Here is a 25,663-nt window from a genome sequence, read left to right on the forward strand (position 1 = left end):
ATCACTTGCTTGACCGGTCTCTATGCCTACCCTGCGCTCCTTTTTCGTCGCGGCCCTGCTGGGCCTGAGTCTCACTGTCGGCCCGCTTTACGCCGCCGAACCGCCGTCCAGCGACGCCGTGCAGGCCAGCCTGGACAAACTCGCCGACAGCAAACTGCCGGATGCCGATAAAAAGACCCTGCAGACCGTCCTGCAGAACACGCTCAATCAGTTGAACAATCAGCGTGATTACGAACAGAAACTGATCGATCTCAAGCAGCAACTGGCGACCGCCCCCAAGCAGACCATTGAAAACACCCGCGAGCTGGCCCGCCTCAAAGCCAATGCGGTGGTGTCGGTGGCGCAGCGTTTTCCCAAGGAGTCGATTCAGCAACTGGAGCAAATCCTCACCGATCGCTCGACTCAGCAAAGTGACCTGCAAAAAGCCCTCGCCGACGCTAACAGCCTGATCATCACTGCGCAGACTCGCCCCGAGCGCGCGCAAGCGGAGATATCCGCCAGCCAGACGCGCATCCAGCAGATCAACAACATCCTCAAATCCGGCAAGGACGCGGGTAAAACCGTCACCGCCGAGCAGCGCGACCAGTTGAACGCCGAACTGGCGGCGCTGAATGCGCTGATTCCGCTGCGTCGTCAGGAGCTGGCCGGCAACAGCCAGTTGCAGGATCTGGGCAATGCTCAGCATGACTTGCTATCGGAGAAGTCCGACCGCCTCGACCGCGAGATCCAGGAACTGCAAACCCTGATCAACCAGAAGCGTCTGGCGCAGTCGCAGGAAACCGTTACCCAACAGTCGATCGAAGCGCAGAAGGCGGGGAGCAGCAGTCTGCTGGCCATCGAAAGCACGGCGAACCTCAAGCTCTCCGACTATCTGCTCAAAAGCACTGACCGCCTCAACGAAGTCACCCAGCAGAATCTGCAGACCAAACAACAGCTCGACAGCCTGACCCAAAGCGATTCAGCGCTGGACGAGCAGATCAGCGTGCTCAAGGGCAGCCTGCTGCTGTCGAAGATTCTCTATAAGCAGAAACAAGCCCTGCCGCGCCTCAAGGTCGACCGCGATCTGGCCGATCAGATCGCCGACATTCGCTTGTGGCAATTCGACGTCAGCCAGCAGCGTGAGCAACTGAGTAATCCCGTCGCCTATGTCGACAACCTGCTATCGACGCAGCCGCCGGAGCAGGTCACCCCGCAATTGCGCAAAAACCTGCTGGATCTGGCCAACACCCGCGCCGATCTGCTGGAGCGGCTGAACCGCGAACTGAGCGCCATGCTCAACGAGTCGATCACCCTGCAACTCAATCAGAAACAATTGCTGAGCACCGCGCAGGGTCTGCGTGCGACGCTCGATGAGCAGATGTTCTGGATTCCAAGCAACAAGCCGCTGGATCTGGAATGGATGCGCGCGGTGCCGGAGCGCCTGAAACGTCAGGTCGACACCTTGCCATGGGCATCCAGCCTCAGTGAACTGACTGACGGCCTGACTCAGCGACCGTTGCTGTTCCTGCCCTTGGCCTTGTTGATCGGCGCCCTGCTGTGGCGGCGCAAGAATCTGTACGCGCGGCTTAACAAGGTTCACCAGGACATCGGTCACTTCAAGCGTGACAGCCAATGGCACACCCCGCAGGCGATCCTGATCAATATTCTGCTGGCGATGCCGGTGGCGCTGGGCTTGGCGCTCTGCGGTCTGGCGTTGCAAATCGATGCCCGTGGACAGAACGCCAATATGGGCGCGGCTTTGCTGCAAATGGGTCAGGCGTGGCTGGTGTTCTACACCGCTTACCGGATTCTGGCGCCGGGCGGCGTGGCGGAACTGCACTTCCGTTGGGAAAAGCCGCAGGTCGAGTTCCTGCAAGGCTGGATCCGTCGACTAGGCCTGGTGGTCATGGCGCTGGTGACCATTGTTGCCGTCGCCGAATTGCAGCCGGCCGCACTGGCAGACGACGTGCTCGGCATGCCGGTGGTGCTGACCTGCTATGCCCTGATGGCCTGGCTGCTGAGCCGCCTGCTGATCAGCAGCCCGGCCCACGAAAACACTTCGCTGTTCCGCAAAGCCGTCGGCGTGATGTTCACCTTGCTGCCGATCGCGTTGTTCGTGGCGGTGTGCTTCGGCTACTACTACACCGCGCTGAAGCTCAGCGACCGCTTGATCAACACCCTGTACCTGCTGATGTTCTGGCTGGTGATCGAAGCCACCTTCGTGCGCGGTCTGAGCGTTGCCGCGCGACGTCTGGCCTACCAGCGTGCCCTGGCCAAACGGCAAGCGGCGAAAGAGGCCGGCGACGGCGAAGCGGTGATCGAAGAGCCGACGCTGGACATCGAAAAGGTCAACGAACAGTCCCTGCGCCTGATCCGTCTGGCCCTGCTCGGCGGCTTCATCGCGGCGCTGTACTGGGTCTGGTCGGACCTGATTTCGGTGTTCTCGTACCTCGACAACATCACCCTCTACGAATACACCAGCGGCACCGGCGCCAACATGAGCATGGTGCCGATCAGCATCGGCGACATGCTCGGCGCGCTGATCATCATCGGCATCACTTTCGCCCTCGCGCGCAACTTGCCCGGTCTGCTCGAAGTATTCGTGCTGTCCAAGCTCAATCTGGCTCAGGGCAGTGCCTACGCAACCACGACGTTGCTGTCGTATGTGATCGCCGGTGTCGGCTTCGTCTCGACCCTGTCGACCCTCGGCGTCAGCTGGGACAAGTTGCAATGGCTGGTGGCGGCGCTGTCGGTGGGCCTCGGTTTCGGTATGCAGGAGATCTTTGCGAACTTCATCTCCGGCATCATGATTCTGTTCGAACGCCCGGTGCGGATCGGTGACACCATCACCATCGGCAACCTGTCGGGCACGGTGAGCAAGATCCGCATCCGCGCCACGACCATCACCGACTTCGACCGCAAGGACATCATTGTCCCGAACAAGACGTTCATTACCGGGCAACTGATCAACTGGTCGCTGACCGACACCATCACCCGCGTGACGCTGAAACTTGGCGTCGACTACGGCTCCGATCTGGATCTGGTCAAGGAGCTGCTGCTCAAGGCTGCCCGCGAGAACCCGCGTGTACTCAAAGAGCCTGAGCCGCACGTGTACTTCCTCAACTTCGGCGAAAGCACCCTCGACCACGAGTTGCGCATGCACGTGCGCGACCTCGGTGACCGCAACCCGGTGCTTGATGAGGTCAACCGCTTCATCAACCGTGAGTTCAAGAAGCAGCACATCAACATCTCGTTCCGCCAGATGGAGGTTTACCTGAAGAACCTTCACGGTCAGGAATACAAGATGGTGCCGATCGAGCCGGAAACCAAAACCATCGTGCCGATCGCCGACGATCAGAAACCGCTGCAAGAGCCACCGCCGGCCAAACTCGACTAACCGGTTTATTCCCAGCAGAATGCTCGGACATTCTGCTGGAGCCGGCCCTTGAAAGCCCTCGACGAACTGACCTTCGACAATCGCTTCGCCCGCCTGGGCGATGCGTTCTCCGCCCATGTGCTGCCTGAGCCGATCGATAATCCACGTCTGGTCGCCGCCAGCCCGGCGGCCCTGGCCTTACTCGATCTCGATCCGGCCGCAGCCGAAACTCAGGAATTTGCCGAACTGTTTGGCGGCCACAAGCTGTGGGCTGATGCCGAACCGCGGGCAATGGTCTATTCCGGACATCAGTTCGGCGGCTACACGCCGCAACTGGGCGATGGCCGTGGTCTGTTGTTGGGCGAGGTGTACAACGCGGCCGGCGAGCATTGGGACCTGCACCTGAAGGGCGCCGGGCAAACGCCGTTTTCGCGCATGGGCGATGGCCGAGCGGTACTCCGTTCGTCGATCCGTGAATTCCTTGCTTCCGAAGCCTTGTACGCGTTGAACATTCCTTCGTCGCGCGCGGCTTGTGTGATTGGCTCCGACACCCCGGTCTGGCGCGAAAAGCAGGAACGCGCGGCGATGGTCCTGCGTCTGGCGCCGAGCCATATCCGCTTCGGTCATTTCGAATACCTCTATTACACCAAGCGCCCCGAGCAGCAGAAGCAGCTAGGCGAACACGTTCTGGCGATGCATTTCCCTGAGTGCCTGGAACAGCCGGAACCGTATCTGGCGATGTTCCGCGAGATCGTCGAGCGCAACGCCGAGCTGATCGCCAAGTGGCAGGCCTACGGCTTCTGCCACGGCGTAATGAACACCGACAACATGTCGATCCTCGGCATCACCTTCGACTTCGGCCCGTTCGCCTTTCTCGACGATTTCGACACCAACTTCATCTGCAACCATTCGGATGATCAGGGCCGTTACTCGTTCAGCAATCAGGTGCCGGTCGGACAGTGGAACCTCAGCGCGCTGGCTCAGGCACTGACGCCGTTCATTAGTGTTGAAGCCCTGCGTGAAACCCTCGGCTTGTATCTGCCGCTGTTTCAGGCGCATTACCTCGACCTGATGCGCCGCCGTTTAGGCCTCACCACAGCTGAAGATGACGACCAAACACTGGTGGAAAACCTGCTGCAATTGATGCAGAACAGCGGCGTTGATTACACGCTGTTCTTCCGCCGACTCGGTGCAGAGTCCGCCGTAGAAGCCGTCGCCCGTTTGCGCGACGACTTCGTCGACATCAAGGGCTTTGACGCCTGGGGCGAACGCTACATCGCCCGCGTTGCCCGCGATGGCGACGCCGATCAGGAACAGCGCCGCACCCGCATGCACGCGGTCAATCCGCTGTACATCCTGCGCAACTATCTGGCGCAAAAGGCCATTGATGCGGCAGAGCAAGGGGATTACTCGGAGGTACGCCGGCTGCATGCAGTGCTGAGCAAACCGTTTGAAGAGCAGCCGGGGATGGAGGCTTATGCCGAGCGGCCACCGGAGTGGGGCAAGCATTTGGAGATCAGTTGTTCGTCTTGAACCAGCATCAGGTAAACACATCGATTGGCACATTGAAGCGCTCTGCCAACCAACGAATCTGGCGCAAGTTAAGCTTGCGCTTGCCGTTCAAAATCTCCGAAACAACCGACTGAGTACCAACACCCGGCAAGTCGCTCTGAGTCAGGCCGTGCTCACGCATCATGTAACCGAGAACCTCTTCGCCACTTGCCTGGGCCATGGGGTGATGGGTGTGATCCCATTCTTCGATCCAGTCACCGATGATGTCGACCAAGCTCATCAACGGGTGCGACTCATCATCGCCGGTAATTTCCAGCAGTTCGTCGACTGCCAATACCAAAGCATCGTAGTCGTCTTCGTTTTTCGGTTTCCGAACCACTGGAGAGACAAATTCCCAGTGCTCGACAACCGTTTTAATCAAAGCATTCATACCCTACCCTCCTTCCATTTACCGCGGTCATATTCGCGGTGATCCATCACATGCTTTATGTAGAGTCTCTGAGAGCGGTAACTGACAAAAGCAATCAGTCTCAATTTATTGCCACCGATATCGAAGACATGAAACTCGCCAACCTTGTCGGTCGCAGGAAATATCGATTTCATCGCAGAAAAATCCTTTGGATAAATTCTGCTCGCCAAACGAAACCACTGCGCCAGAGCACTTGCTGCTTGTGGCCATTGCTCCTTGGCCTGTCGAATGGGTTTTTCACTGAACACATGCATGCAACATCCTTATCGCATTCTGCTATGGGGAGTTAATCACAAACCAAAAATATCGCAAGTTGCGATAACACTAGGCAGACCGATGGATTGGCCTGCTGCGTCTTCAGCCTAGGCACAACGCGAGAGCCTGCACGATTGAAAATATGAGCAAACGTCTCCAACTAGGTGTTATCAGCTCAATTCCGGATTTCGCTCATGACCACCCCACTCCTCATCCCCTGCCCCTCCTGCAACGGCCTCAACCGCATCCCCGCAGAGCGCCTCGCCGACCAGCCCAAGTGCGGACGCTGCAAATCCGCCGTGCTGCTGAAAAAACCCTTCGAACTCAAGCAAGGCGATTACGCCAGTCAGATCAAGGGTGATCTGCCGTTGCTGGTGGATGTCTGGGCGGACTGGTGTGGGCCGTGCAAGTCGTTTGCGCCGGTGTTCGAGCAAGCGGCGGCGCAGTTGGCGGGTAAGTGCCGCTTGGCCAAGCTTGATAGCGAAGCGAATCAGCAGTTGTCGGCGCAGTTGGGGATTCGCTCGATTCCGAGTCTGATTCTGTTCAAGAACGGCAAAGAGATGGCGCGGCAGAGTGGCGCGTTGCCGTTGCCGCAGTTGATGGCGTGGCTGCGTAGCCAAGGCATCTGACACACCGTAAAGCAATGTAGGAGTGAGCCTGCTCGCGATAGCGTCCTGTCAGCCAACACTTGAGTGACTGAAAGGGTGCTATCGCGAGCAGGCTCACTCCTACAGGGTTCTGCGTAGCTCAGAAGATCAGTGATCTTCGAGCAAGTTGTGCAGTTCGACGAATTGCTGGGTCAGCTTATGGCGCGGGTCGAGGTGGATCAGCGGCATGCTGGCCTGATGCGATTCGCGCATGCGCACCGAACTGGTCAGGTACACCGGCAGCACCGGTAGACCTTCGGCAATCAGCTCATCGAGAATTTGCTGTGGCAGGCTCGCCCGGGCCTGGAACTGGTTGACCACAATGCCTTCGACTTCCAGGCCTTCGTTGTGGTCGTCCTTCAACTCCTCGATCTCCGCGATCAGCCCGTACAGCGCCTGACGGGAAAAGCTGTCGCAATCGAAAGGGATCAGCACGCGATCGGCAGCAATCAACGCCGATACTGCATAAAAATTCAGCGCCGGCGGCGTATCAAGGTAAATCCGGTCGTAATCCTCGGACAGCTCATCAAGCAACTTCCGTAGCTTGTTGATCTTGTGTTTGGCCTCAAGCTTGGGCTGCAGGTCGGCCAGCTCCGCCGTGGCGGTGATGATGTGGAGGTTGTCGAACGGCGTTTCGTAGATGTCCGCCTGATTCTTCTTCGAGAACGGCCCGGAAGACAGGGTCTGCTTGAAGAAGTCGGCAATACCCATCGGAATGTCGTCGCCGGTGAGCCCGGTCAGATACTGAGTGGAGTTGGCCTGGGCATCGAGATCGACCAACAGCGTGCGATAACCCTCGCTGGCGCTGACCGCCGCCAGATTGCAGGCAATGCTGGACTTGCCTACCCCACCTTTCTGATTGAACACCACGCGCCGCATGACAAAACCTCCGTGTATCAAAGAATGACCGAGTGTAGATGCGCGCGACCTCGCTTCGCTACCTTCATGGACATGGACTACAGAGTCAGGTGCAAATATCCGCGGACAGATAGCGCAATAACCGCCATTGATCGCCGAGATCCCCGACAGACAAACCGCTGGGAATCTGGATAATGGCAAATTGACAGCTCTCTTGCGAACCGTTCGGTACATTTCGTTGCGCAAAATGTAACCAGCATTTGCTACACACTCGTCGCACCGGGATAATGCGCGCCACCCGGCGCCAAGCGCCACGTCAAGCCTGCTGCGGCTTTGGCGATTCAACGCGTCAACAAAAGCCTGCAGGGGCGGGATGAATGTCCGTGATCAACTTCAACATCGCCCAATGGCGCGCGTGGGCCCCTGGCCTCGACAGCGTGGACGCCTGGCAGGCCTGGAGCCGACAACCGGTCGTGCTCCAGCGCAGTGATGCCGCGCCCGATGTGTCGTTTTTGCCGGCCATGCAGCGCCGCCGCCTCAGTCGTCTGGCACGCATGGCGTTCAGCGTTGGCTGGCCCCTGGCCGACGGGCGGGACAGCCTGCCGCTGGTGTTCGTCTCGCGCCACGGTGAAACCCCACGGACTTACGACATCCTCAGTGATCTGGCGACCGAACAGCCGCTGTCGCCGACCCAGTTCAGCCTGTCCGTACATAACGCGATCATCGGTCTGTGGTCGATCATGCGTGGCGAAACCAGTGAGATGACCGCCCTCGCCGCGGCCGGCGACGGCCTTGAGCACGGCATGCTCGAAGCAGCGGCGCTACTCAATGAAGGCGCCCCGGCGGTGCTGTTGGTAATCACCGAAGAACAACCGCCCGAAGCCTATTCAGCGTGGATCGATGACGTGCCGTTTCCCTACGCACTCGGCCTTTTGCTCACCCCCGGTACCGACTGGCGGCTGACCCTGAACAGCACCACAGAAACACGGTCAAAAGCTCACTGGCCCCACGCGCTCAATCTGTTGCAAACCCTGCTCGGCCAGCAAACCCATTGCCAACATGCCTGGAAAAATCGTGTATGGACCTGGCAACGCAACCCGTGACCGAAAAAAACCGCGATGCCTATTACTGGCGCCTGCTGGCCACCGCCGCAAGCTTCGCCCTGTTCGGGCTTGGCGGGCTGTGCCTGCGTGTGCTGGTGTTTCCGCTGTTGGCTTGCCTGCCCGGTGACGCCGTTGCGCATCGCCAACGCGCGCGGCAGACCGTCAGCCGGCTGTTCTGGTTTTTCGTCCGGTTCATGGCCCGCACCGGTGTGCTGACCTATGACATCCAGGGCGCCGAACGTCTCGGGCGACCCGGACAGATGATCATCGCCAATCACCCGTCGCTGATCGACGTGGTGTTCCTCATCGGTCTGGTGCGCCAGGCCAATTGCGTGGTGAAGAAAAGCCTGTGGGAAAACCCCTTCACCCGTGGCCCGTTGCGCAGCACTGAATACATCAGCAACGACGGCAGCATGGACATGCTCGATGCTGCCGCCCAATCCCTGCAAAACGGCCAGACCCTGATCATTTTCCCGGAAGGCACGCGCACCCAGCCCGGTCAGGCGCCGGCCTTTCATCGGGGCGCTGCGGCGATTGCCCTGCGCGGTGCGAAAATCCTCACGCCGGTGATTATCAAGGTCAGCCCGACCACGTTGACCAAAGCCGAACCCTGGTACCGGATCCCCAGCCGCCGCGTGCACTTCAGTTTTCGCGTCGGGGCCGATATAGACCCACAAGCCTTCGCCGCGCAAGGCCCTGCACCACAAGCCTCGCGCAAGCTCAACGATTATTTGCACACCTACTTCATTAAGGAGCTCGCCGAAGATGAGCGATCTGAATCGTGACATCAAACTGCTGATCATCGACGCCCTCGGCCTCGAAGACATCAGCGTCGACGACATCGAAGACGAGCAAACACTGTTCGGCGAAGGCCTGGGCCTGGATTCCGTCGACGCGCTGGAACTGGGTCTGGCCATCCAGAAAAAATACGGCATCAAGATCGATGCCGACGCCAAAGACACCCGTAACCATTTCACCAACGTGGCGAGCCTTGCGGCGTTCGTCACGGCAAAACAGGCAGCTTGAGACCGGACCATGCAAACTCGTGACGATATTTTCAACACCCTGCGCGATGCCTTGGTCGAGCTGTTCGAACTGGATCCGGCCCGTGTTAGCCTGGACTCCAACCTGTATCAGGATCTGGAAATCGACAGCATCGACGCGGTCGATCTGATCGATCACATCAAACGCCAGACCGGCAAGAAAATCGCCGCCGAAGAATTCAAATCGGTGCGCACTGTCGGTGACGTGGTCGAGGCGGTTTACCGTCTGGTTCAACCGGCCGCATGAGCCGATTGATCGGCCTCGGGCTGCTGCTGGCCGGTCTGCTGTACCCCTTTGCGGTGTATTTCGGCATGGAGCATTTTGCCCCGTGGCAGTTCGGTCTGCTGCTGGGCAGCCTGTGGCTGGCGCGGGCACTGACCGGCGAGCGCAATCCCGGCAGCCTGTGGATGGCCTGTGTGGCGATCGCCTTTTGCCTGCTGCTGGCGCTGTTCGACAGTCCGCTGTTGCTGCGTTGGTACCCGGTGCTGATCAGCGGCTTCATGCTGGTGCTGTTCAGCCTGAGCCTGAAATACGGCCCGCCGATGGTCGAGCGCCTGGCGCGCTTGCGTGAGCCAGAACTACCGGATATTGCGATTCGCTATACGCGCAAGGTCACCGTGGCCTGGAGCGTGTTTTTCTTCTGCAACGGTTTATGCGCCGCCCTGCTGACCCTGTGGGCGCCGCTGAATTGGTGGATGTTGTACACCGGCCTGATCTCCTATGGATTGATCGGCCTGATGTTTGCCATTGAATGGCTGATACGACAACGGGTAAGAGGCCGTACATGAACTGGATAAAACTTGAGCAGCTGTTGCTCAAGCCTGTGCCGGCGCGGGCCATCAGCCACGCACCGGCCCTCGAACATGCGCAACTGTGCGAGCAGGCGCTGAGCGTTGCCGCCGGTCTGCAAGCGCAAGGCGTGAAACGTCTGGCTGTGCACCTGGAAGATGCCGCCGAACTGGCCATCGCATTGCTAGGTGCATGGCGTGCAGGTGTGAGTGTTCTGCTGCCCTCGGACCTGCAAGCGCAAACCCGCCAGCGCTGGTCGGCTGAGGTCGACCTGTGGCTGACGGATCAAACCGATGACACGCAACTGAGCGATGTTCAGCAGCCGCCGCTAGCAGGCGCCGCACTGGACCTCGACCAGTGCCGCCTCAGCCTGTGCACGTCCGGCTCCAGCGGCGAGCCGAAGCGCATCGACAAAACCCTGCGCCAACTGGCCAACGAGGTCGAAGCACTGGAACAGTTGTGGGGCGCGGATCTCGGTGAGGCCTGCATCATCGGCAGCGTCGCCACCCAGCATATTTACGGTTTGCTGTTTCGCGTGCTGTGGCCGCTGTGTGCCGGGCGCCCGTTTGTGCGCAAGCAACTGGCGTTCCCCGAAGACTTGCAGCGTGCCAGCCGCGAACATCCGGCCTTTGCGTGGGTGGCCAGCCCGGCGTTGCTCAAACGCATGGGCGATAACCTCGACTGGCCGGCCCTGAGCGCCGTGCGCCGGGTGTTTTCCTCCGGCGGTGCGTTGCCGTTCGACGCTGCGCAAAGTCTGCAGCAACGCTTGCAGCAATGGCCGACGGAAATCCTCGGCAGCTCGGAAACCGGCGGCATTGCCTGGCGTCAGGGCCAACTACTGTGGCAACCGTTCGCCGGTGTCCAACTGAGCCAGGACAGCGACGGCGCGCTACTGATCGCTTCAACTTACCTGCCTGCCGGACACGTCGAGCACACCGCTGATGCAGCACGCATCGCCGCCGATGGTCGTTTTGAACTGTTGGGGCGGCTGGACCGGATCGTCAAACTCGAAGAAAAACGCATTTCTCTGCCCATGCTCGAACAAGCGCTGGTGACCCATGACTGGATCGCCGAAGCACGTCTCGGCGTAGTGCAGGAAAACCGCGCCTCACTGGGTGCTCTGTTGGTCCTCAGCGAGTCGGGCCTGTTTGCCTTGCGTGAGCACGGCCGCCGCAGTCTGACCGAAACCCTGCGCCAGCATTTGCGCCAACACTGCGAAGCCCTGGCGCTGCCCCGACGCTGGCGACTGGTGCGGCAATTGCCGTTGAATAGCCAAGGCAAGCTGCCGCAGGCCGATATCGAAGCGCTGCTGATGGCCCCGCGAGCGAAAGCGCCGGAAGTGCTGTCGCAGCTCGAGACCGAGGGCGAATGGAGTCTGCAACTGAGCGTGCCACCGGATCTGGCTTATTTCAGTGGTCACTTCCCTAAAGCCCCCGTATTGCCCGGCGTGGTGCAGGTGGAATGGGCGCTGAACCTCGGTCGCCAACTGCTCAATCTGACCGGTCCGTTTGCCGGGATGGAAGTGCTGAAGTTCCAGCAACTGGTGCGCCCGGGGGATGAAATTCAGCTGCATCTGCGCTTTGATGCGGAGCGCAGCAAGTTGTATTTCGCTTATCGCAATGACACGGCGACCTGTTCCAGTGGGCGGATTCTTGTGGGTGTAGAGCATGATTGACCTTGGTGAGTGCTGCGCACTCAATCGCGAGCAGGCTCACTCCTACAGGGATCGCGGTCTTCCAGTGGAGAAAACGTATGCATAACCCTTGCGCCGTGATCCCGGTCTACAACCACGAAACTGCGATCGGCACCGTGGTCGACGCCCTGCTCGCGCAAGGCCTGCCGTGCATTCTGGTGGACGACGCCAGCACGCTCTCTTGTGCCAGAGTGCTCGACGCACTGGCCGAGCGCGACAACGTGCATCTGGTACGCCTGACCGCGAACCAGGGCAAGGGCGGCGCGGTAATGACCGGTTTGCGCGAAGCCTCGCTGTTGGGCTTCAGCCATGCGCTACAGGTTGATGCCGACGGCCAGCACGACTTGCACGATGTGGAGCGTTTTGTCGCCGAGTCCCGCGCTCATCCCGAGGCGATGATCTGCGGTTATCCGCTGTTCGACGAGAGCGTGCCGAAAGGTCGTTTGTACGCGCGCTACCTGACCCACGTGATGGTCTGGATCAACACGCTGTCGCTGCAGATCCGCGATTCAATGTGTGGTTTCCGCGTTTATCCGCTCGCCCCGACGCTGGCGGTGATTGATTCGGCGAAAGTCGGCAAGCGCATGGATTTCGACTCGGACATTCTCGTGCGCCTGTCGTGGCGCAATCAGCCGATGCGCTGGCTGCAAACCAGCGTGCATTATCCGCTGGACGGTGTGTCGCACTTCCGTCTGTTCCATGACAACGCACTGATTTCCAGCATGCACACACGGCTGTTTCTCGGCATGTTGCTGCGCTTCCCGGTGATCCTCTGGCGGCGGTGGCGAACATGACCGGCGAAGCCGACAAAAAGCACTGGGCTGACCGCGAAGAGCGCGGCAGCTTCCTGCTGATGAAATTCACCGCGTTCGCCGCCAAGGTCCTGGGCCGACGCCTGCTCAGTCCGTTGCTGTACGGCATCGTCCTGTACTTTTTCCTGTTTGGCCGCACCGCACGGCGCAGTGCTTGGCAATACCAGCAACGCCTGGCCGCATGGAGTCAGCGCGACGTGTTGCGCCCGACGCATTGGCGGGTGTTCGGCCAGTTCATGGCATTCGCCGATTCGATGCTCGACAAGCTCGACGTATGGAACGGCAAGCTGCGCATCGAACAGATCGAAATCATCGACCCGGCCCTGCTGCGCAATCAGCTGCGCGGCAGTCGCGGACAACTGCTGGTCGGCGCGCACCTGGGCAATCTGGAAGTCTGTCGCGCATTGGCGGAGATCGGCGAAAAGGTCACCATGAACGTGCTGGTGCACACCAAGCACGCCGAACAATTCAACCGTTTGCTGGGTGAGGCTGGGGCGACCAATCTGCGCCTGATTCAAGTCAGCGAACTGGACCCGGTGATCATGCTGCAACTGCACGAACGCCTGGAGCGCGGTGAGTGGCTGGCGATTGCCGGCGACCGCGTCCCCCTGCATGGCGGGCGCAGCGTAACCGTGGACTTTCTCGGCCATCCGGCGCCGTTCCCGCAAGGCCCGTGGCTGCTCGCCGGCCTGCTCAAATGCCCGGTCAATCTGCTGATGTGCCTCAAGCAACCGGACGGTCACTATCGCCTGACTCTCGAGCCCTTCGCCGACGCCGTGGTGTGGAAGCGCAGCGAGCGCGAGCAGGTCATTCATCAGTGGGCCACCCGCTATGCGCAGCGCCTGAGTCACTATTGCCTCGAAGCGCCGCAACAATGGTTCAACTTTTACCCTTTCTGGAAGACCGATGACGACGCCAACCCATGAGCCGGTAACCTTCGGCGAACGCCCTTTGCGCATCGAAGACGTGCTGGCCCTGGCCAACCGTCAGGCGCCCGTGCAGTTGCAGAGCGACGCCGACTATCGCGAGCGCATCGCCAAGGGCGCGCGGTTCCTCGATTCGCTGCTGGACAAGGAAGGCGTGATCTACGGCGTAACCACCGGTTACGGCGACTCCTGCGTGGTCGCGGTGCCGCTGCATCACGTAGAGGCGCTGCCGCGTCACCTCTACACCTTCCACGGTTGCGGGCTGGGTAAACTGCTCGACGCGCAAGCCACCCGCGCGGTGTTGGCGGCGCGTCTGCAGTCGTTGTGTCACGGCGTCTCCGGGGTGCGCGTGGAATTGCTGGAGCGTCTGCACGCGTTCCTCGAATACGACATCCTGCCGCTGATCCCTGAAGAAGGCTCGGTCGGCGCCAGCGGTGATCTGACGCCGCTGTCCTACGTCGCTGCAACGCTGTCCGGTGAACGTGAAGTAATGTTCCGTAGCGAACGTCGCCAGTCTGCCGATGTGCATCGTGAACTCGGCTGGACACCGCTGGTACTGCGCCCGAAAGAAGCGCTGGCGCTGATGAACGGCACCGCCGTAATGACCGGTCTCGCCTGCCTCGCTTTCGCCCGTGCCGACTATCTGTTGCAACTGGCCACGCGCATCACCGCGCTCAATGTGGTCGCGCTGCAAGGCAACCCGGAGCACTTCGACGAACGTCTGTTCGCCGCCAAACCACATCCAGGGCAAATGCAGGTCGCCGCGTGGCTGCGCAAGGATCTGGCGATCGACGCGCCGACCGCACCGCTGCATCGCCTGCAGGATCGCTATTCGCTGCGCTGCGCACCGCACGTGCTCGGCGTGTTGGCCGACAGCCTGAACTGGCTGCGTTCGTTCATCGAAACCGAGCTGAACAGCGCCAACGACAACCCGATTATCGACGCCGAAGCCGAGCGCGTTTTGCACGGCGGGCACTTCTACGGCGGCCACATCGCGTTCGCCATGGACAGCCTGAAAAACCTCGTGGCCAACGTCGCTGACCTGCTGGACCGCCAGCTCGCGCTGCTGGTCGACGAGCGTTACAACCACGGCCTGCCGAGCAACCTGTCCGGTGCTCCGGCGGATCGAGCGATGATCAACCATGGCTTCAAAGCCGTGCAGATCGGCACCAGCGCGTGGACCGCCGAAGCGCTGAAAAACACCATGCCGGCCAGCGTGTTCTCGCGCTCCACCGAGTGCCATAACCAGGACAAAGTCAGCATGGGCACCATCGCTGCTCGCGATGCGATCCGCGTGCTGGAGCTGACCGAACAGGTCGCTGCCGCGACATTGCTCGCCGCCAACCAGGGCGTGTGGCTGCGTGCTCAAGCCGAAGATGCCCGGCCGTTGCCGCCATCCCTGGCGGCGATGCACGCAGAACTGGCCAAGGATTTCCCGCCGGTCATCGAAGACCGCGCCCTGGAAGGCGAACTGCGTCTGTGCCTGCAACGCATCGCCGCACAACACTGGAGGCTGCATGCGTAGCGCCGGAGTGCTTCACGCCGACACGGAAATCCTCGTACCGTTTTTCGACGTCGACACCATGCACGTCGTCTGGCACGGCCATTACGTCAAATACCTCGAAGTGGCGCGTTGCGCGCTGCTCGACAAGATCGGCCACAACTACACGCACATGGTCGAGGCCGGTTATGCCTGGCCGATCATCGACCTGCAACTGCGCTACGTGCGTGGCGCGGTGTTCGGTCAGCGCCTGAATGTGCGCGCCAGTCTGGTCGAATGGGAAAACCGTCTGAAGATCAATTACCTGATCACCGACCTGCACAGCGGCGAACGCCTCACCCGTGCCAGCTCGGTGCAGGTTGCCGTCGAAGTGAGCAGCCGCGAGATGCAGTTGGCTTCACCGAAGGTCTTCACCGATGCCGTGGAAAGGATGCTGCAATGAATGTTTTTGTTAAAGGCTTGAGTGTACTGGCGCTGCTGGTGATGTCCTCTCTGGCCAACGCCTTCGACCTGCAACAACTGAGCGAGCAACTGGCGAAACCGGACGTGATCCACGGTCAGTTCATTCAGGAAAAACACCTGCGTGCATTACCGCAGCCGCTGATCAGCAAGGGCAGTTTTGTTCTGGCGAAAAACCACGGTCTGCTCTGGCTGCTGAAGACCCCGCTGCAACAGGACTACCGCATCACCGCCAAGGGCATCGCCCGGCGTGACGGCAACGGCTGGCAACTGCTGCCGAACAAGAGCGCCGGGGCCGAGCAGAACCGCCTGTTCCTCGCCGTGCTGCAAGGTGACAGCAGTGGCCTGCAACGCGACTTCGAACTGGCCCTGAGCGGCGATGCACAGCAGTGGAAACTCACGCTGACCCCGCGCTCGCTGCTGCTCAAGCAAGTGTTCAACCAGATCAATATCGACGGCGGCGCGCTGGTGCAAACCATCGAACTGCTGGAAACCCAGGGCGACAGCACCGTGCTGCGCATGCAGGACAGCACCGCCGGGCAACCGTTGAACGACGCGGAGCAACATGACTTTGCCGAGTGAACGCAGGCTGCCCTGGCTGTTTCTGATTCTGCTGCTGGCGGTCGTCGCTCTGGCCGGTTGGCAGTGGCGTGACGGTGCGCCATTGTCGGCGAACCTGATGGAACTGGTGCCCGGCACCCACCCCGACGCCCTCGAACAGCGCGCCGAGCAGCGCATGCAGGAACCGCTCAACCGCGAAATGCTGGTGCTGGTCGGCCACGCCGATCGCCAGCACGCGGTGGCCATGGCGCAGACGCTGGGCGAGCAATGGCAGGCCAGCGGTCTGTTCGAGAAAGTGCAGTGGAACCTGCAGGCGGATCTGCCAGCGCTGCGCACGCAACTGCTGCAGGGTCGACTGGCGATGCTCTCGGAGGACGACCGGCAACTGCTGATCGAACACCCCGACGCATTCATTCAACAACGCGTGCAGGCCCTGTTCGATCCGTTCAGCGGTTTTAGTCTGGTGCCGAGTCAGGACGACTGGCTAGGCCTGACCGGGCGCATCCAGAACAGCCAACCGCAGCACGGCTCGGTGCAACTGGACATCGGCAGCGGCGCGTTGATCGCCGATGCCGACGGCAAGAGCTGGGTGCTGCTGCGTGCACGCACCACCGGCAATGCTTTCGATATGAACTTGCCGCTGCAAGTCGCGGCACTGCTGCAAGCCAGCCGCGAGCAGGCGGCGAAATCCGACGTGCAATTGCTGGCCGCCAGCGGCTTGCTCTACGCGGCCAACGGTCAGCAGCAAGCCACGCGCGAAATGACCTGGGTCGGCGGCGGTGCCACGGTCGGCATTCTCTTGCTGCTGTTGCTCGCTTTCCGCCGCTGGCGCGTGTTGCTGGCGTTCGTGCCGGTGCTGGTCGGCATGCTGTTCGGCGCGGTGGCGTGTGTGGCGCTGTTCGGCCATATGCACGTGATGACGCTGGTGCTCGGCTCCAGCCTGATCGGCGTGGCCGTGGATTACCCGCTGCACTATTTGTCGAAGAGCTGGAGCCTGAAGCCTTGGCGCAGTTGGCCGGCGTTGCGTTTGACGCTGTCCGGGCTGACCCTGAGCCTGATCACCAGCGCCATCGGTTATCTGGCACTGGCGTGGACGCCGTTCCCGGCGCTGACGCAAATCGCGGTGTTCTCCGCCGCTGGCTTGCTCGGTGCCTATTTGTCGGCGGTGTGCCTGTTGCCGGCGTTGCTGAAAAACGTCGAACTGCGCCCCGCGCAATGGCCGCTGCAGCTGGCCGAGCGCATGGTTGCGCTGCGTGAAAAACTGCTCGAGCACGTGCGCACGCCGGTGTTGCTGGCGCTGCTGATCGCCTTCTGTGTGGGTGGTCTGGTACAGCTGCAAAGCAAAAATGACATTCGCCAATGGGTCGGCGCACCGCAACATCTGACTGAAGAAGCGCAGACCATCGCGCGCATCACCGGCTATCAGCCGACCAGCCAGTTTTTCCTCGTGCGCGCCGACAATCAGCAGCAATTGCTCGAGCGGCAGGCCGCGCTGAGCGAGCGTCTGCAGCAACTGGTCAACCTCGACAAGCTGCAAGGCTATCTGGCCCTCGATCGACTGCTCAGCCCACCGAACCAGCAAGAACAGGTACGTCAGGCGCTGAACAAACTGCCGCAATACTGGCAGCCACTGCTCGACCTCGGCGTACCGCTCGCCGCGCTGCAAACCGAACTACAGCAATTGCAGGCCGTGCCCGCCGAAGACATCGACGCGGCACTGGCCGGCCCGCTCGGTGAGCCTTATCGCACGCTCTGGCTCGGCCCCAGCGAAGACGGCGTAGCGGCAATGACCAGCCTGCAAGGCCTGAACAACCCGGCATTGTTGCGCGTGCAGGCGCTGGATTTGCCGGGGGTGACGCTGGTCGATCGCCTCGGTGAGTTGAACGAGGTATTCGCCGCGACGCAGATCAGCGCCGCTGAACTGAAACTCGCTTCTTGTGCGTTGATCGTGCTGGTGCTGATGCTGCCGTTCGGTCTCGGCGGGGCGCTGCGCATCGTTGCCCTGCCGTTGCTCGCCGCGTTGTGCAGCCTCGCCAGCCTCGGCTGGCTCGGTCAGCCGCTGACCCTGTTCAGCCTGTTCGGCCTGCTGCTGGTCACAGCGATCAGCGTCGACTACGCGATTCTCATGCGCGAACAGGTCGGCGGTGCGGCGGTGAGCCTGCTCGGTACCTTGCTGGCCGCTGTGACGACATGGTTGTCGTTCGGTTTGCTGGCGGTTTCCAGCACCCCGGCGGTGAGCAACTTCGGGCTGTCGGTGAGCCTCGGTCTGGCGTTCAGTTTCCTGCTCGCACCGTGGGCCGGGCGCCACGAACACACGGCAGCCGTCGCGGAGCCAGCGGCATGATGGTCTTCGGTTTCTGGCTGCTGGTCCTGGCGTTGTTCGCCGTGGCCACGCGCATCGGGCGCCACTTCGGCCTGATCCCGATCGTCAGCCAATTGCTGCTGGCGAGCTTCGGCTTGCCGCTGCTGATGTACTTCTGGATCGAGCCGGGCTGGCAGCTCAGTGGCGCGCAACTGATTGCGCCTGACTGGCTGAAAAACCTCTACAGCCTGAGTTTTGCCCTGCTGCTCGGGCATATCCTCAGTGATGTGATCGATCTGAAACTCGATCGCCAGAGCGTGAAAATCGCCGTGCCGAGTTTCCTCGTGCCGTTTGCCTGTGGCCTGGCCGCTGCCTATTGGCTGCTGCCGGCGCAACCGTGGCTCAACTCGCTGGTCATCGGCCTGGTGTTCGCGATTACCGCGATCCCGGTGCTGTACCTGTATCTGCGCCACATCGATTATCCGCCCGCCGCCACTCGCCGGTTGGTGCAGACCGCGATCCTCATCGATCTGACCTGCTGGACGCTGTTCGGCCTCGCCCAGGGCAGTCTGCATCTGAGCAGTCTGCTGCTGCCGCTGGCTCTCGCCCTGGTGCCGTTGCTGTTGCATCTGTTGCGTGCGCGTCGACCGCTGACCTACAGCCTCGGTTTCTTTGCGCTGTTGGTAATGGCCGAGCACTACAAACTCAACGCGCTGATCTTCGGCATCGGCTACCTGCTATGCATGGCCGCGCTGAAAGTGCCGCTGGTGCTGCCATTACCGGCGCGCTGGATGAGCCGTTTGCAGACGTGGCTGGCGATCCCGCTGATCCTGACGTTCGGCATCGTCCAGATCGACGTGCACAGTGCCCTCGCAAGCCTTGGTCCGCTGCAATGGGCGGCGCTGTTGCTGTTGCCGATTGCCAGTAAACTGCTCGGCAACTGGCTCGGCCTCGGCTGGGCCGGCGCCTCGTTCGAAGGCGCCAGCCGCTGGCGCGAAAGTGTGCTGCTGAATATTCGCGGCCTGAGCGAAATCGTCTTTCTCAATTTGTTGTTGCAACAACAGCTCATCACCCCGGCGCTGTACTTCGCGCTGATGCTGATGGGCCTGATCGCGACGCTGCTACCGGCCCTGATCGGCCTGCATCGCGCGCCATTGAATCTGCAACATCCTTTACCCCGGAGCTCACGTGCCAATCGTTGAAATGGAATCCCGTCAGGTCGTGATCATCGGCGCCGGTCCCTCCGGCGCCATCGCTGCGGCGTTGCTCAAGCGCAAGGGCCACGATGTGCTGGTGATCGAGCGCCAGCATTTTCCGCGCTTTTCGATCGGTGAAAGCCTGCTCAGCCATTGCCTGGATTTCGTCGAAGAAGCCGGCATGCTCGACGCCGTCAATGCCGCCGGATTCCAGCGCAAGACCGGCGCCGCATTCGCCTGGGGCGAGCGTTACAGCGCCTTCGATTTCGGTGACACCTTTACCGGCGGCAAACCGACCACGTTTCAGGTGCAACGCGCCGATTTCGACAAACTGCTGGCCGATCAAGCGGCGCTGCAAGGCGCGGAAATCCGCTACGGCGATGCCATCGTCAGCGTCGATTTCGAGCGGACGAAACCGCAGCTGAATGTACGTCGCGAGGACGGCAGCGACTATCGCGTCGAAGCGGATTTCGTCCTTGATGCCAGCGGCTACGGCCGCGTGTTGTCGCGGCTGCTGGATCTGGAAGCGCCGTCGAACTTCCCGGTGCGCCAAGCGGTGTTCACCCACGTCGAAGATCACATCGACAACCCGGCGTTCGACCGCGAAAAAATCCTCGTCACCACCCATCCAGAGCATCGCGATGTCTGGTTCTGGACGATCCCGTTCAGTAATGGACGCTGTTCGGTGGGCGTGGTCGCCGCCGAGGAACATTTCAAGGGTCGCGACAACGATCTGGATGCCTGTCTGCGCAGCTTCATCGCCGAAACCCCGAGCCTTGCCGGCGTTCTGAACAATGCTGTGTGGGACACCCCCGCACGCACGCTCGGCGGTTACGCCGCCAATGTGAAATCCCTGCACGGGCCGGGCTTCGCCTTGCTCGGCAACGCGGCAGAATTTCTCGACCCGGTGTTCTCCTCCGGCGTGACCATCGCCATGCGCTCGGCGAGCATGGCGGCAGCGGTTTTGCACCGTCAGTTGCAGGGCGAAACCGTCGACTGGCAAAGCGAATTCGCCGAGCCGCTCAAGCGCGGCGTCGACACCTTCCGCTGCTACGTCGAGGGCTGGTACGCCGGCACCTTTCAGGACGTGATTTTTTACGAAGACAGCCAGGCGGAAATCCGTCGGATGATCTGTTCGATCCTCGCCGGCTACGCCTGGGATGAACGCAACCCGTTCGTCAGCGAAGCCCGCCGCCGCTTGAAGATGATTTCCGAACTCTGTGCAAAGGACGCCACATGAACTACTTGAGCGACAGCTACGTCGAGGAAACCCGCTTCGGTTTCTGGTTCCTGCGCAGCCACACCTGGCAGCACCACGTCTTGCGCGTGGCGATCAATGATTTGCGTGGTTTGTTCAGTGAAGCACTGCCGCCAAACCCGGTGTTGCTGGACGCCGGTTGTGGCCAGGGCAAGTCGTTCGGTCATCTGCGCCATATCTTCGCGCCACAGCGTTTGATCGGTGTTGACGCCGATCCGCACAGCCTGGAGTTGAGCGCTGAAGAAGCGACGCGTCTGGGCCTCGATGTAGAGCTGATCGGCAGTGATTGCGCGACGCTCAATGTGGCGGACGCCAGTGTCGATCTGCTGTTCTGCCATCAGACGTTCCATCATCTGGTCGAGCAGGAAAAAGCCCTCGCCGAGTTTTATCGAGTGCTGAAACCGGGTGGCTATCTACTGTTCGCCGAATCCACCGAGGCTTACATTGATACGTGGGTGATCCGCTGGTTGTTCCGTCATCCGATGCACGTGCAAAAGAGTGCGGCGCAGTATCTGCAGATGATTCGCGGGCAGGGTTTCGAATTTGGCGAAGGCAATGTTTCCTACCCGTATTTGTGGTGGAGCCGGTCGAAAGATTTTGGCTTGCTGGAACGGTTCGGGTTGCGCAAGCCGAAGCCGTTTGGTGAGCGAGAAGAGACGTTGGTCAACGTTGTCGCGCGTAAACCGCTTGAAGGTGATCGTTGATGCTACACATAACCTGTGGGAGCGAGCCTGCTCGCGAAAGCGGTGGGTCAGCCAGCCTCTTTGTTGAATGTGCCGGCGCCTTCGCGAGCAGGCTCGCTCCCACAGTGTCCGCGGTGTGGCGATTTTTTGTGGTCGGCGTGATGCTTCTGTTGAGCGCCTGCGCCAGCCAGGCGCCGTTGCCTGCGGGCAATCCAACACTCCCGCTGCCTCTGCAACTGCACATCGAACGCCAACAAGCCGAACAACGCCAGGACTGGCTGCTGGTGATCCAGCGCGAAGGCCCGGGTATCCGCTGGTCGATGATGGACCCGCTGGGCATTCCCCAAGCGCGGCAGCAACTGATCGACGGCCACTGGCAGGCCGATGGGCTGCTGCCACCGAACCCAGAAGCCCGAGAGCTGTTTGCCGCGCTGTTGTTCGCCCTGACCCCGTCCGGCGAGCTGCTGCGCAATTACCCCGCTGCACTGCAACAGGGCCAGCAACGCGCCCTGCCGGCGCGCTGGGATATCCGTTATTCACAACCGTTGAGCTTCGAATTGAACCTGCCTCAAGGCCCGCACTACCGCGTTTCTCCGTTGGGTGAACCGACGCCATGACCGCTTACCTGAATGCCCTCGGCGTGATCTGCGCGCTGGGCCGCGACAAACAAGCCGTCGCGCGCAACCTGTTCGCCGGCGACTGCTCGGGCATGCGCCGCGAGTCCGGCTGGGTGGCGGAGCGTGAGTTGCCCGTCGCGGCCGTCCAGGGCGAACTGGCGCCGATCCCGGCAGAACTCGCCGATCAGCGCAGCCGCAACAATCAGCTGTTGCTGGAAGCGGCGTTGCAGATTCGCGATGACATCGATCAAGCGATCCAGACCTTCGGCCGTGAGCGCATCGGGGTGGTCCTCGGCACCAGCACTTCGGGCATCGACGAGGCCAGCCGAGGTCTGGCGCACTACATCCGCGAGCAGCAGTTCCCGGCGGAATACGATTATCGTCAACAGGAACTCGGCGCCCCGGCCAATTTCCTCGCCGACTGGCTGCAACTGAGCGGCCCGGCCTATGTGATTTCCACGGCGTGCACCTCCAGCGCCCGGGCACTGATGAGCGCTCAGCGTTTGCTCGATCTGGGCCTGTGCGACGCGGTGCTGTGTGGCGGCGTCGACAGCCTGTGCAAACTGACCCTCAACGGTTTCTCGTCACTCGAAGCGATGTCCGACGAGTGCTGCAATCCGTTCTCGGCCAACCGCAGCGGCATCAATATCGGCGAAGCGGCGGTGCTGTTTGTCATGAGCAAACAACAGGGCAAAGGCCCGGCCATTGCCTTGCTCGGCGCCGGCGCCAGCTCCGACGCCCATCATATTTCCGCCCCTGAACCGACCGGGCGCGGCGCCCTGCAAGCGATGCAGAAAGCCTTGAGCCGCGCTCATCTGCAAGCAGCGCAGATCAACTACCTGAACCTGCACGGCACCGCCACCCAACACAACGACGCCATGGAAAGCCTGGCGGTTGCCGCGCTGTTTCCCGAAGGCGTCGCGTGCTCGTCGACCAAACCGATGACCGGCCACACCCTTGGCGCGGCCGGTGCGCTGGAAGCAGCGTTTTGCTGGTTGAGCCTGAGCACCGACAACCCCGACCACGCCTTGCCGCCACACGTCTGGGACGCTCAGCCCGATCCTGCGCTGCCACCGCTGAAGTGGGTGACCGCGAGCGAGCGCCTGACGTCCATTGCACCCCGCTACCTGATGAGCAACTCGTTTGCCTTCGGCGGCAACAACGTCAGCCTGATTATCGGAGACGCCCCATGATCCCCTGGCCGCTCGCCGAACTGCTGCCCCATGCGGGCGACATGATTCTGATCGACAGCATCTCAAGCTTTGACGAGGAGCAGATCTACACCCGTCTGACGGTCCAGCCTGATGGCCTGTTCAACCTGCCCGACGGCAGCCTGCCGGCCTGGGTCGGCATCGAACTGATGGCGCAGAGCGTCGCCGCATTTGCCGGTTGCCACGCGCGGCAGAAAGGCAATCCGGTGGAGCTGGGCTTTCTGCTCGGTACGCGCAAGTTCGAGTGCAACGTCGAAGCGTTTCCCGCCGGCAGCGAACTGACCATCCATGGTCTGCGTTCGCTGGAAGATGACAACGGCATGGGCGTCTTCGAATGCCATATCAACGGCGCCGGCATTCACGCCAGCGCACGCCTGAACGTGTTCCGTCCGCCTCAGGTCAATCAATATCTGCAACAGACACAGGAGTCGAACCATGACTGAATCCGTACTGGTCACCGGCTCCAGCCGTGGCATCGGCCGCGCCATTGCCTTGCGCCTCGCAAAGGCCGGGTACGACATCGTCCTGCACTGCCGCAGCGGCGTAGCCGAAGCGCAAGGCGTTCAGGCAGAAATCGAAGCACTGGGGCGCAAGGCGCGCACCCTGCAATTCGACGTTGCCGATCGCGAAACCTGCAAAACCATTCTGGAAGCCGACGTCGAAAGCCACGGCGCCTATTACGGCGTGGTGTTGAATGCCGGGCTGACCCGCGATGGCGCATTTCCAGCTCTGAGTGACGACGATTGGGACGTGGTGTTGCGCACTAACCTCGACGGTTTCTACAACGTCCTGCACCCGGTGATGATGCCGATGATCCGCCGCCGTGCCGCTGGTCGCATTGTCTGCATCACCTCGGTGTCGGGGCTGATCGGCAACCGTGGCCAGGTCAACTACAGCGCCTCCAAGGCCGGCGTGATTGGCGCGGCAAAGGCGTTGGCGATCGAGCTGGGCAAGCGCAAAATCACCGTTAACTGCGTCGCACCGGGCCTGATCGACACGGCGATGCTGGATGAAAACGTGCCGGTGGAAGAGTTGATGAAGATGATCCCCGCGCAACGCATGGGCACCCCGGAAGAGGTCGCCAGTGCGGTGAATTTCCTGATGTCGGCGGAAGCCTCGTACATCACCCGCCAGGTGCTGGCGGTCAACGGAGGCTTGTGCTGATGAAGCGCGTCGTCGTCACCGGCATGGCCGGCATCACCTCGCTGGGCAGCGACTGGGAGACCATCGCCGGCAACTTCGCGGCTAACCGCAGCGGCATCCGCCGGATGGACGAGTGGGATCGTTTCAGCGAACTCAACACACGCCTGGCCGGGCCGATCGATGACTTTGCAGTGCCTGCGCACTGGACGCGCAAGCAATTGCGCAGCATGGGCCGGGTGTCGCGACTGGCGGTCGGCGCAGCAGAAAAAGCCCTGGCTGACGCCGGTCTGCTCGGCGATGAATCGATCAAGGATGGGCGCATGGGCGTCGCCTGTGGTTCGTCCACCGGCAGCACCGACGAGATCAAAGCGTTCGGCAACATGCTGCTCAACTCTGTCGCCGAAGGCCTCAACGCCAACTCCTACGTGCGGATGATGCCGCACACCACCGCCGCCAACATCAGCATCTTCTTTGGTCTCACCGGGCGGCTGATCCCGACGTCCAGCGCCTGCACCAGCGGCAGCCAAGGCATCGGTTACGCCTACGAGGCGATCAAGTTCGGCCGCCTGCCGTTGATGCTCGCCGGCGGCGCCGAAGAACTGTGCCCGACCGAAGCCATGGTCTTCGACGCGCTCTACGCCACCAGCCTGAAAAACGATGCGCCGCAGACCAGTCCACGCCCGTACGACAAGGGCCGCGATGGCCTGGTGATCGGTGAAGGCGGCGGCATGCTGGTGCTTGAAGAGCTGGAGCATGCTCTGGCGCGCGGTGCGCATATCCACGCCGAGATCGTCGGTTTCGGCAGTAACGCCGACGGCCAGCACACCACACGCCCGGAACGAGTGACCATGCGCCGTGCCATGGAACTGGCGCTGGAAGACGCCGGCCTGACGCCGGAGGCCATCGGTTATGTAAATGGCCACGGCACCGCTACAGAACAGGGCGACATTGCCGAAACACTGGCAACCAGCAGTTTGTTCGGTGAACGCATGCCGATCAGTTCGCAGAAGAGTTTCCTCGGCCACACCCTCGGCGCCTGCGGTGCGCTGGAGTCGTGGTTCAGCATCGAGATGATGAACCGCGACCTGTACGTGCACACGTTCAACCTCGACGAGGTCGATCCGCACTGCGGCAAGCTCGATTACCTGCGCGGCGAATTCCGCCAGATGCATCACGACTACGTGATGAACAACAATTTCGCTTTTGGTGGCGTCAACACCTCGTTGATTTTCCGCCGCTGGCACTGACCGCAACACCTTTGGAGTGAAG

26 protein-coding genes are annotated in these 25,663 nt (G+C 61.4%); 23 read left to right on the forward strand and 3 right to left on the reverse strand.

Translation table 11 applies throughout. The features are described from left to right. Positions 1 to 22: 22 nt before the first annotated feature. Entirely contained in the window at positions 23 to 3,376 is a 3,354-nt protein-coding gene (mscK, locus tag AC0ZWN_RS21945) for a mechanosensitive channel MscK (protein WP_476336472.1), read from the forward strand. Between the two features lie 48 nt (positions 3,377 to 3,424). After that, the gene (gene selO, locus AC0ZWN_RS21950; RefSeq protein ID WP_476336474.1) at positions 3,425 to 4,888 is read left to right on the forward strand and encodes a protein adenylyltransferase SelO; all 1,464 of its coding nucleotides are present in this window, start codon (positions 3,425 to 3,427) and stop codon (positions 4,886 to 4,888) included. Positions 4,889 to 4,895: 7 nt separating this feature from the next. Here the strand turns inward: selO and AC0ZWN_RS21955 are convergent, their stop codons facing one another. Together AC0ZWN_RS21955 and AC0ZWN_RS21960 are read right to left on the reverse strand one after the other, a co-directional pair. Beyond that, entirely contained in the window at positions 4,896 to 5,297 is a 402-nt protein-coding gene (locus AC0ZWN_RS21955) for a helix-turn-helix domain-containing protein (protein ID WP_095047236.1), read from the reverse strand. Beyond that, positions 5,294 to 5,590 carry a type II toxin-antitoxin system HigB family toxin gene (locus AC0ZWN_RS21960; RefSeq protein WP_095047235.1) on the reverse strand — a complete coding sequence of 99 codons (297 nt, stop codon included), beginning with the start codon at positions 5,588 to 5,590 and terminating at the stop codon, positions 5,294 to 5,296. Before AC0ZWN_RS21960 ends, AC0ZWN_RS21955 begins: the two co-directional genes overlap by 4 nt. A 195-nt stretch (positions 5,591 to 5,785) precedes the next feature. Between AC0ZWN_RS21960 and trxC the strand changes: the two genes are divergently transcribed. After that, a complete protein-coding gene (gene trxC, locus AC0ZWN_RS21965) occupies positions 5,786 to 6,220 on the forward strand; it encodes a thioredoxin TrxC (RefSeq protein ID WP_476336476.1) in 435 nt (144 codons plus the stop codon). A 126-nt stretch (positions 6,221 to 6,346) separates the two neighbouring features. On the opposite strand, the gene AC0ZWN_RS21970 is transcribed toward trxC, so the two are convergent. Further along, positions 6,347 to 7,117 (reverse strand): ParA family protein, encoded by a 771-nt coding sequence (locus AC0ZWN_RS21970; RefSeq protein WP_034152927.1) that lies wholly within the window; start codon positions 7,115 to 7,117, stop codon positions 6,347 to 6,349. 356 nt (positions 7,118 to 7,473) lie between these two features. Between AC0ZWN_RS21970 and AC0ZWN_RS21975 the strand changes: the two genes are divergently transcribed. The 20 genes from AC0ZWN_RS21975 (at position 7,474) to AC0ZWN_RS22070 (ending at position 25,641) form a co-directional block, all read left to right on the forward strand. Beyond that, positions 7,474 to 8,199 carry a beta-ketoacyl synthase chain length factor gene (locus AC0ZWN_RS21975; protein WP_095047233.1) on the forward strand — a complete coding sequence of 242 codons (726 nt, stop codon included), beginning with the start codon at positions 7,474 to 7,476 and terminating at the stop codon, positions 8,197 to 8,199. Then, entirely contained in the window at positions 8,175 to 8,984 is an 810-nt protein-coding gene (locus AC0ZWN_RS21980) for a lysophospholipid acyltransferase family protein (RefSeq protein ID WP_476336477.1), read from the forward strand. The genes AC0ZWN_RS21975 and AC0ZWN_RS21980 overlap by 25 nt, the downstream gene beginning before the upstream one ends. After that, positions 8,965 to 9,225, forward strand: a complete 261-nt coding sequence (locus AC0ZWN_RS21985) for a phosphopantetheine-binding protein (protein WP_320335946.1) — start codon at positions 8,965 to 8,967, stop codon at positions 9,223 to 9,225. Before AC0ZWN_RS21980 ends, AC0ZWN_RS21985 begins: the two co-directional genes overlap by 20 nt. A 9-nt stretch (positions 9,226 to 9,234) precedes the next feature. After that, complete coding sequence (locus AC0ZWN_RS21990) at positions 9,235 to 9,489, forward strand: acyl carrier protein (protein WP_064388843.1); 255 nt, start codon at positions 9,235 to 9,237, stop codon at positions 9,487 to 9,489. Continuing rightward, a complete protein-coding gene (locus AC0ZWN_RS21995) occupies positions 9,486 to 10,031 on the forward strand; it encodes a COG4648 family protein (protein WP_476336478.1) in 546 nt (181 codons plus the stop codon). The genes AC0ZWN_RS21990 and AC0ZWN_RS21995 overlap by 4 nt, the downstream gene beginning before the upstream one ends. Then, a complete protein-coding gene (locus AC0ZWN_RS22000; RefSeq protein WP_476336479.1) occupies positions 10,028 to 11,707 on the forward strand; it encodes an ApeI family dehydratase in 1,680 nt (559 codons plus the stop codon). Before AC0ZWN_RS21995 ends, AC0ZWN_RS22000 begins: the two co-directional genes overlap by 4 nt. Before the next feature lie 77 nt (positions 11,708 to 11,784). Next, positions 11,785 to 12,519, forward strand: coding sequence for a glycosyltransferase family 2 protein (locus tag AC0ZWN_RS22005; protein ID WP_476336480.1), 735 nt, complete (start codon positions 11,785 to 11,787; stop codon positions 12,517 to 12,519). Beyond that, positions 12,516 to 13,463 (forward strand): LpxL/LpxP family acyltransferase, encoded by a 948-nt coding sequence (locus tag AC0ZWN_RS22010; protein ID WP_095125315.1) that lies wholly within the window; start codon positions 12,516 to 12,518, stop codon positions 13,461 to 13,463. Before AC0ZWN_RS22005 ends, AC0ZWN_RS22010 begins: the two co-directional genes overlap by 4 nt. Further along, positions 13,444 to 14,988: an HAL/PAL/TAL family ammonia-lyase gene (locus AC0ZWN_RS22015; RefSeq protein ID WP_095125314.1), complete on the forward strand. Its 1,545-nt coding sequence runs from the start codon at positions 13,444 to 13,446 to the stop codon at positions 14,986 to 14,988. The genes AC0ZWN_RS22010 and AC0ZWN_RS22015 overlap by 20 nt, the downstream gene beginning before the upstream one ends. Further along, positions 14,981 to 15,406 (forward strand): acyl-CoA thioesterase, encoded by a 426-nt coding sequence (locus AC0ZWN_RS22020; RefSeq protein WP_476336481.1) that lies wholly within the window; start codon positions 14,981 to 14,983, stop codon positions 15,404 to 15,406. The genes AC0ZWN_RS22015 and AC0ZWN_RS22020 overlap by 8 nt, the downstream gene beginning before the upstream one ends. Then, on the forward strand, positions 15,403 to 16,005 hold the full coding sequence (locus tag AC0ZWN_RS22025) for an outer membrane lipoprotein carrier protein LolA (RefSeq protein ID WP_476336482.1): 603 nt from the start codon (positions 15,403 to 15,405) through the stop codon (positions 16,003 to 16,005). Before AC0ZWN_RS22020 ends, AC0ZWN_RS22025 begins: the two co-directional genes overlap by 4 nt. Beyond that, positions 15,989 to 18,328, forward strand: coding sequence for an MMPL family transporter (locus tag AC0ZWN_RS22030; protein ID WP_476336483.1), 2,340 nt, complete (start codon positions 15,989 to 15,991; stop codon positions 18,326 to 18,328). Before AC0ZWN_RS22025 ends, AC0ZWN_RS22030 begins: the two co-directional genes overlap by 17 nt. Then, positions 18,325 to 19,488: a cation:proton antiporter gene (locus AC0ZWN_RS22035; protein ID WP_476336485.1), complete on the forward strand. Its 1,164-nt coding sequence runs from the start codon at positions 18,325 to 18,327 to the stop codon at positions 19,486 to 19,488. Before AC0ZWN_RS22030 ends, AC0ZWN_RS22035 begins: the two co-directional genes overlap by 4 nt. Beyond that, positions 19,475 to 20,722, forward strand: a complete 1,248-nt coding sequence (locus AC0ZWN_RS22040; protein WP_476336486.1) for an NAD(P)/FAD-dependent oxidoreductase — start codon at positions 19,475 to 19,477, stop codon at positions 20,720 to 20,722. Before AC0ZWN_RS22035 ends, AC0ZWN_RS22040 begins: the two co-directional genes overlap by 14 nt. Continuing rightward, positions 20,719 to 21,444: a class I SAM-dependent methyltransferase gene (locus AC0ZWN_RS22045; protein ID WP_476336488.1), complete on the forward strand. Its 726-nt coding sequence runs from the start codon at positions 20,719 to 20,721 to the stop codon at positions 21,442 to 21,444. Before AC0ZWN_RS22040 ends, AC0ZWN_RS22045 begins: the two co-directional genes overlap by 4 nt. After that, positions 21,444 to 22,040: a hypothetical protein gene (locus AC0ZWN_RS22050; protein ID WP_476336489.1), complete on the forward strand. Its 597-nt coding sequence runs from the start codon at positions 21,444 to 21,446 to the stop codon at positions 22,038 to 22,040. Before AC0ZWN_RS22045 ends, AC0ZWN_RS22050 begins: the two co-directional genes overlap by 1 nt. Continuing rightward, positions 22,037 to 23,233 (forward strand): beta-ketoacyl-[acyl-carrier-protein] synthase family protein, encoded by a 1,197-nt coding sequence (locus tag AC0ZWN_RS22055; protein ID WP_476336490.1) that lies wholly within the window; start codon positions 22,037 to 22,039, stop codon positions 23,231 to 23,233. Before AC0ZWN_RS22050 ends, AC0ZWN_RS22055 begins: the two co-directional genes overlap by 4 nt. Next, positions 23,230 to 23,694, forward strand: coding sequence for a hotdog family protein (locus AC0ZWN_RS22060; RefSeq protein WP_476336492.1), 465 nt, complete (start codon positions 23,230 to 23,232; stop codon positions 23,692 to 23,694). Before AC0ZWN_RS22055 ends, AC0ZWN_RS22060 begins: the two co-directional genes overlap by 4 nt. Next, the gene (gene fabG, locus AC0ZWN_RS22065) at positions 23,687 to 24,415 is read left to right on the forward strand and encodes a 3-oxoacyl-ACP reductase FabG (protein ID WP_476336493.1); all 729 of its coding nucleotides are present in this window, start codon (positions 23,687 to 23,689) and stop codon (positions 24,413 to 24,415) included. The genes AC0ZWN_RS22060 and fabG overlap by 8 nt, the downstream gene beginning before the upstream one ends. Continuing rightward, a complete protein-coding gene (locus tag AC0ZWN_RS22070) occupies positions 24,415 to 25,641 on the forward strand; it encodes a beta-ketoacyl-ACP synthase (protein ID WP_476336495.1) in 1,227 nt (408 codons plus the stop codon). The genes fabG and AC0ZWN_RS22070 overlap by 1 nt, the downstream gene beginning before the upstream one ends. Positions 25,642 to 25,663: the final 22 nt, after the last annotated feature.

This window comes from Pseudomonas sp. 3B-A001-10F (assembly GCF_056313565.1).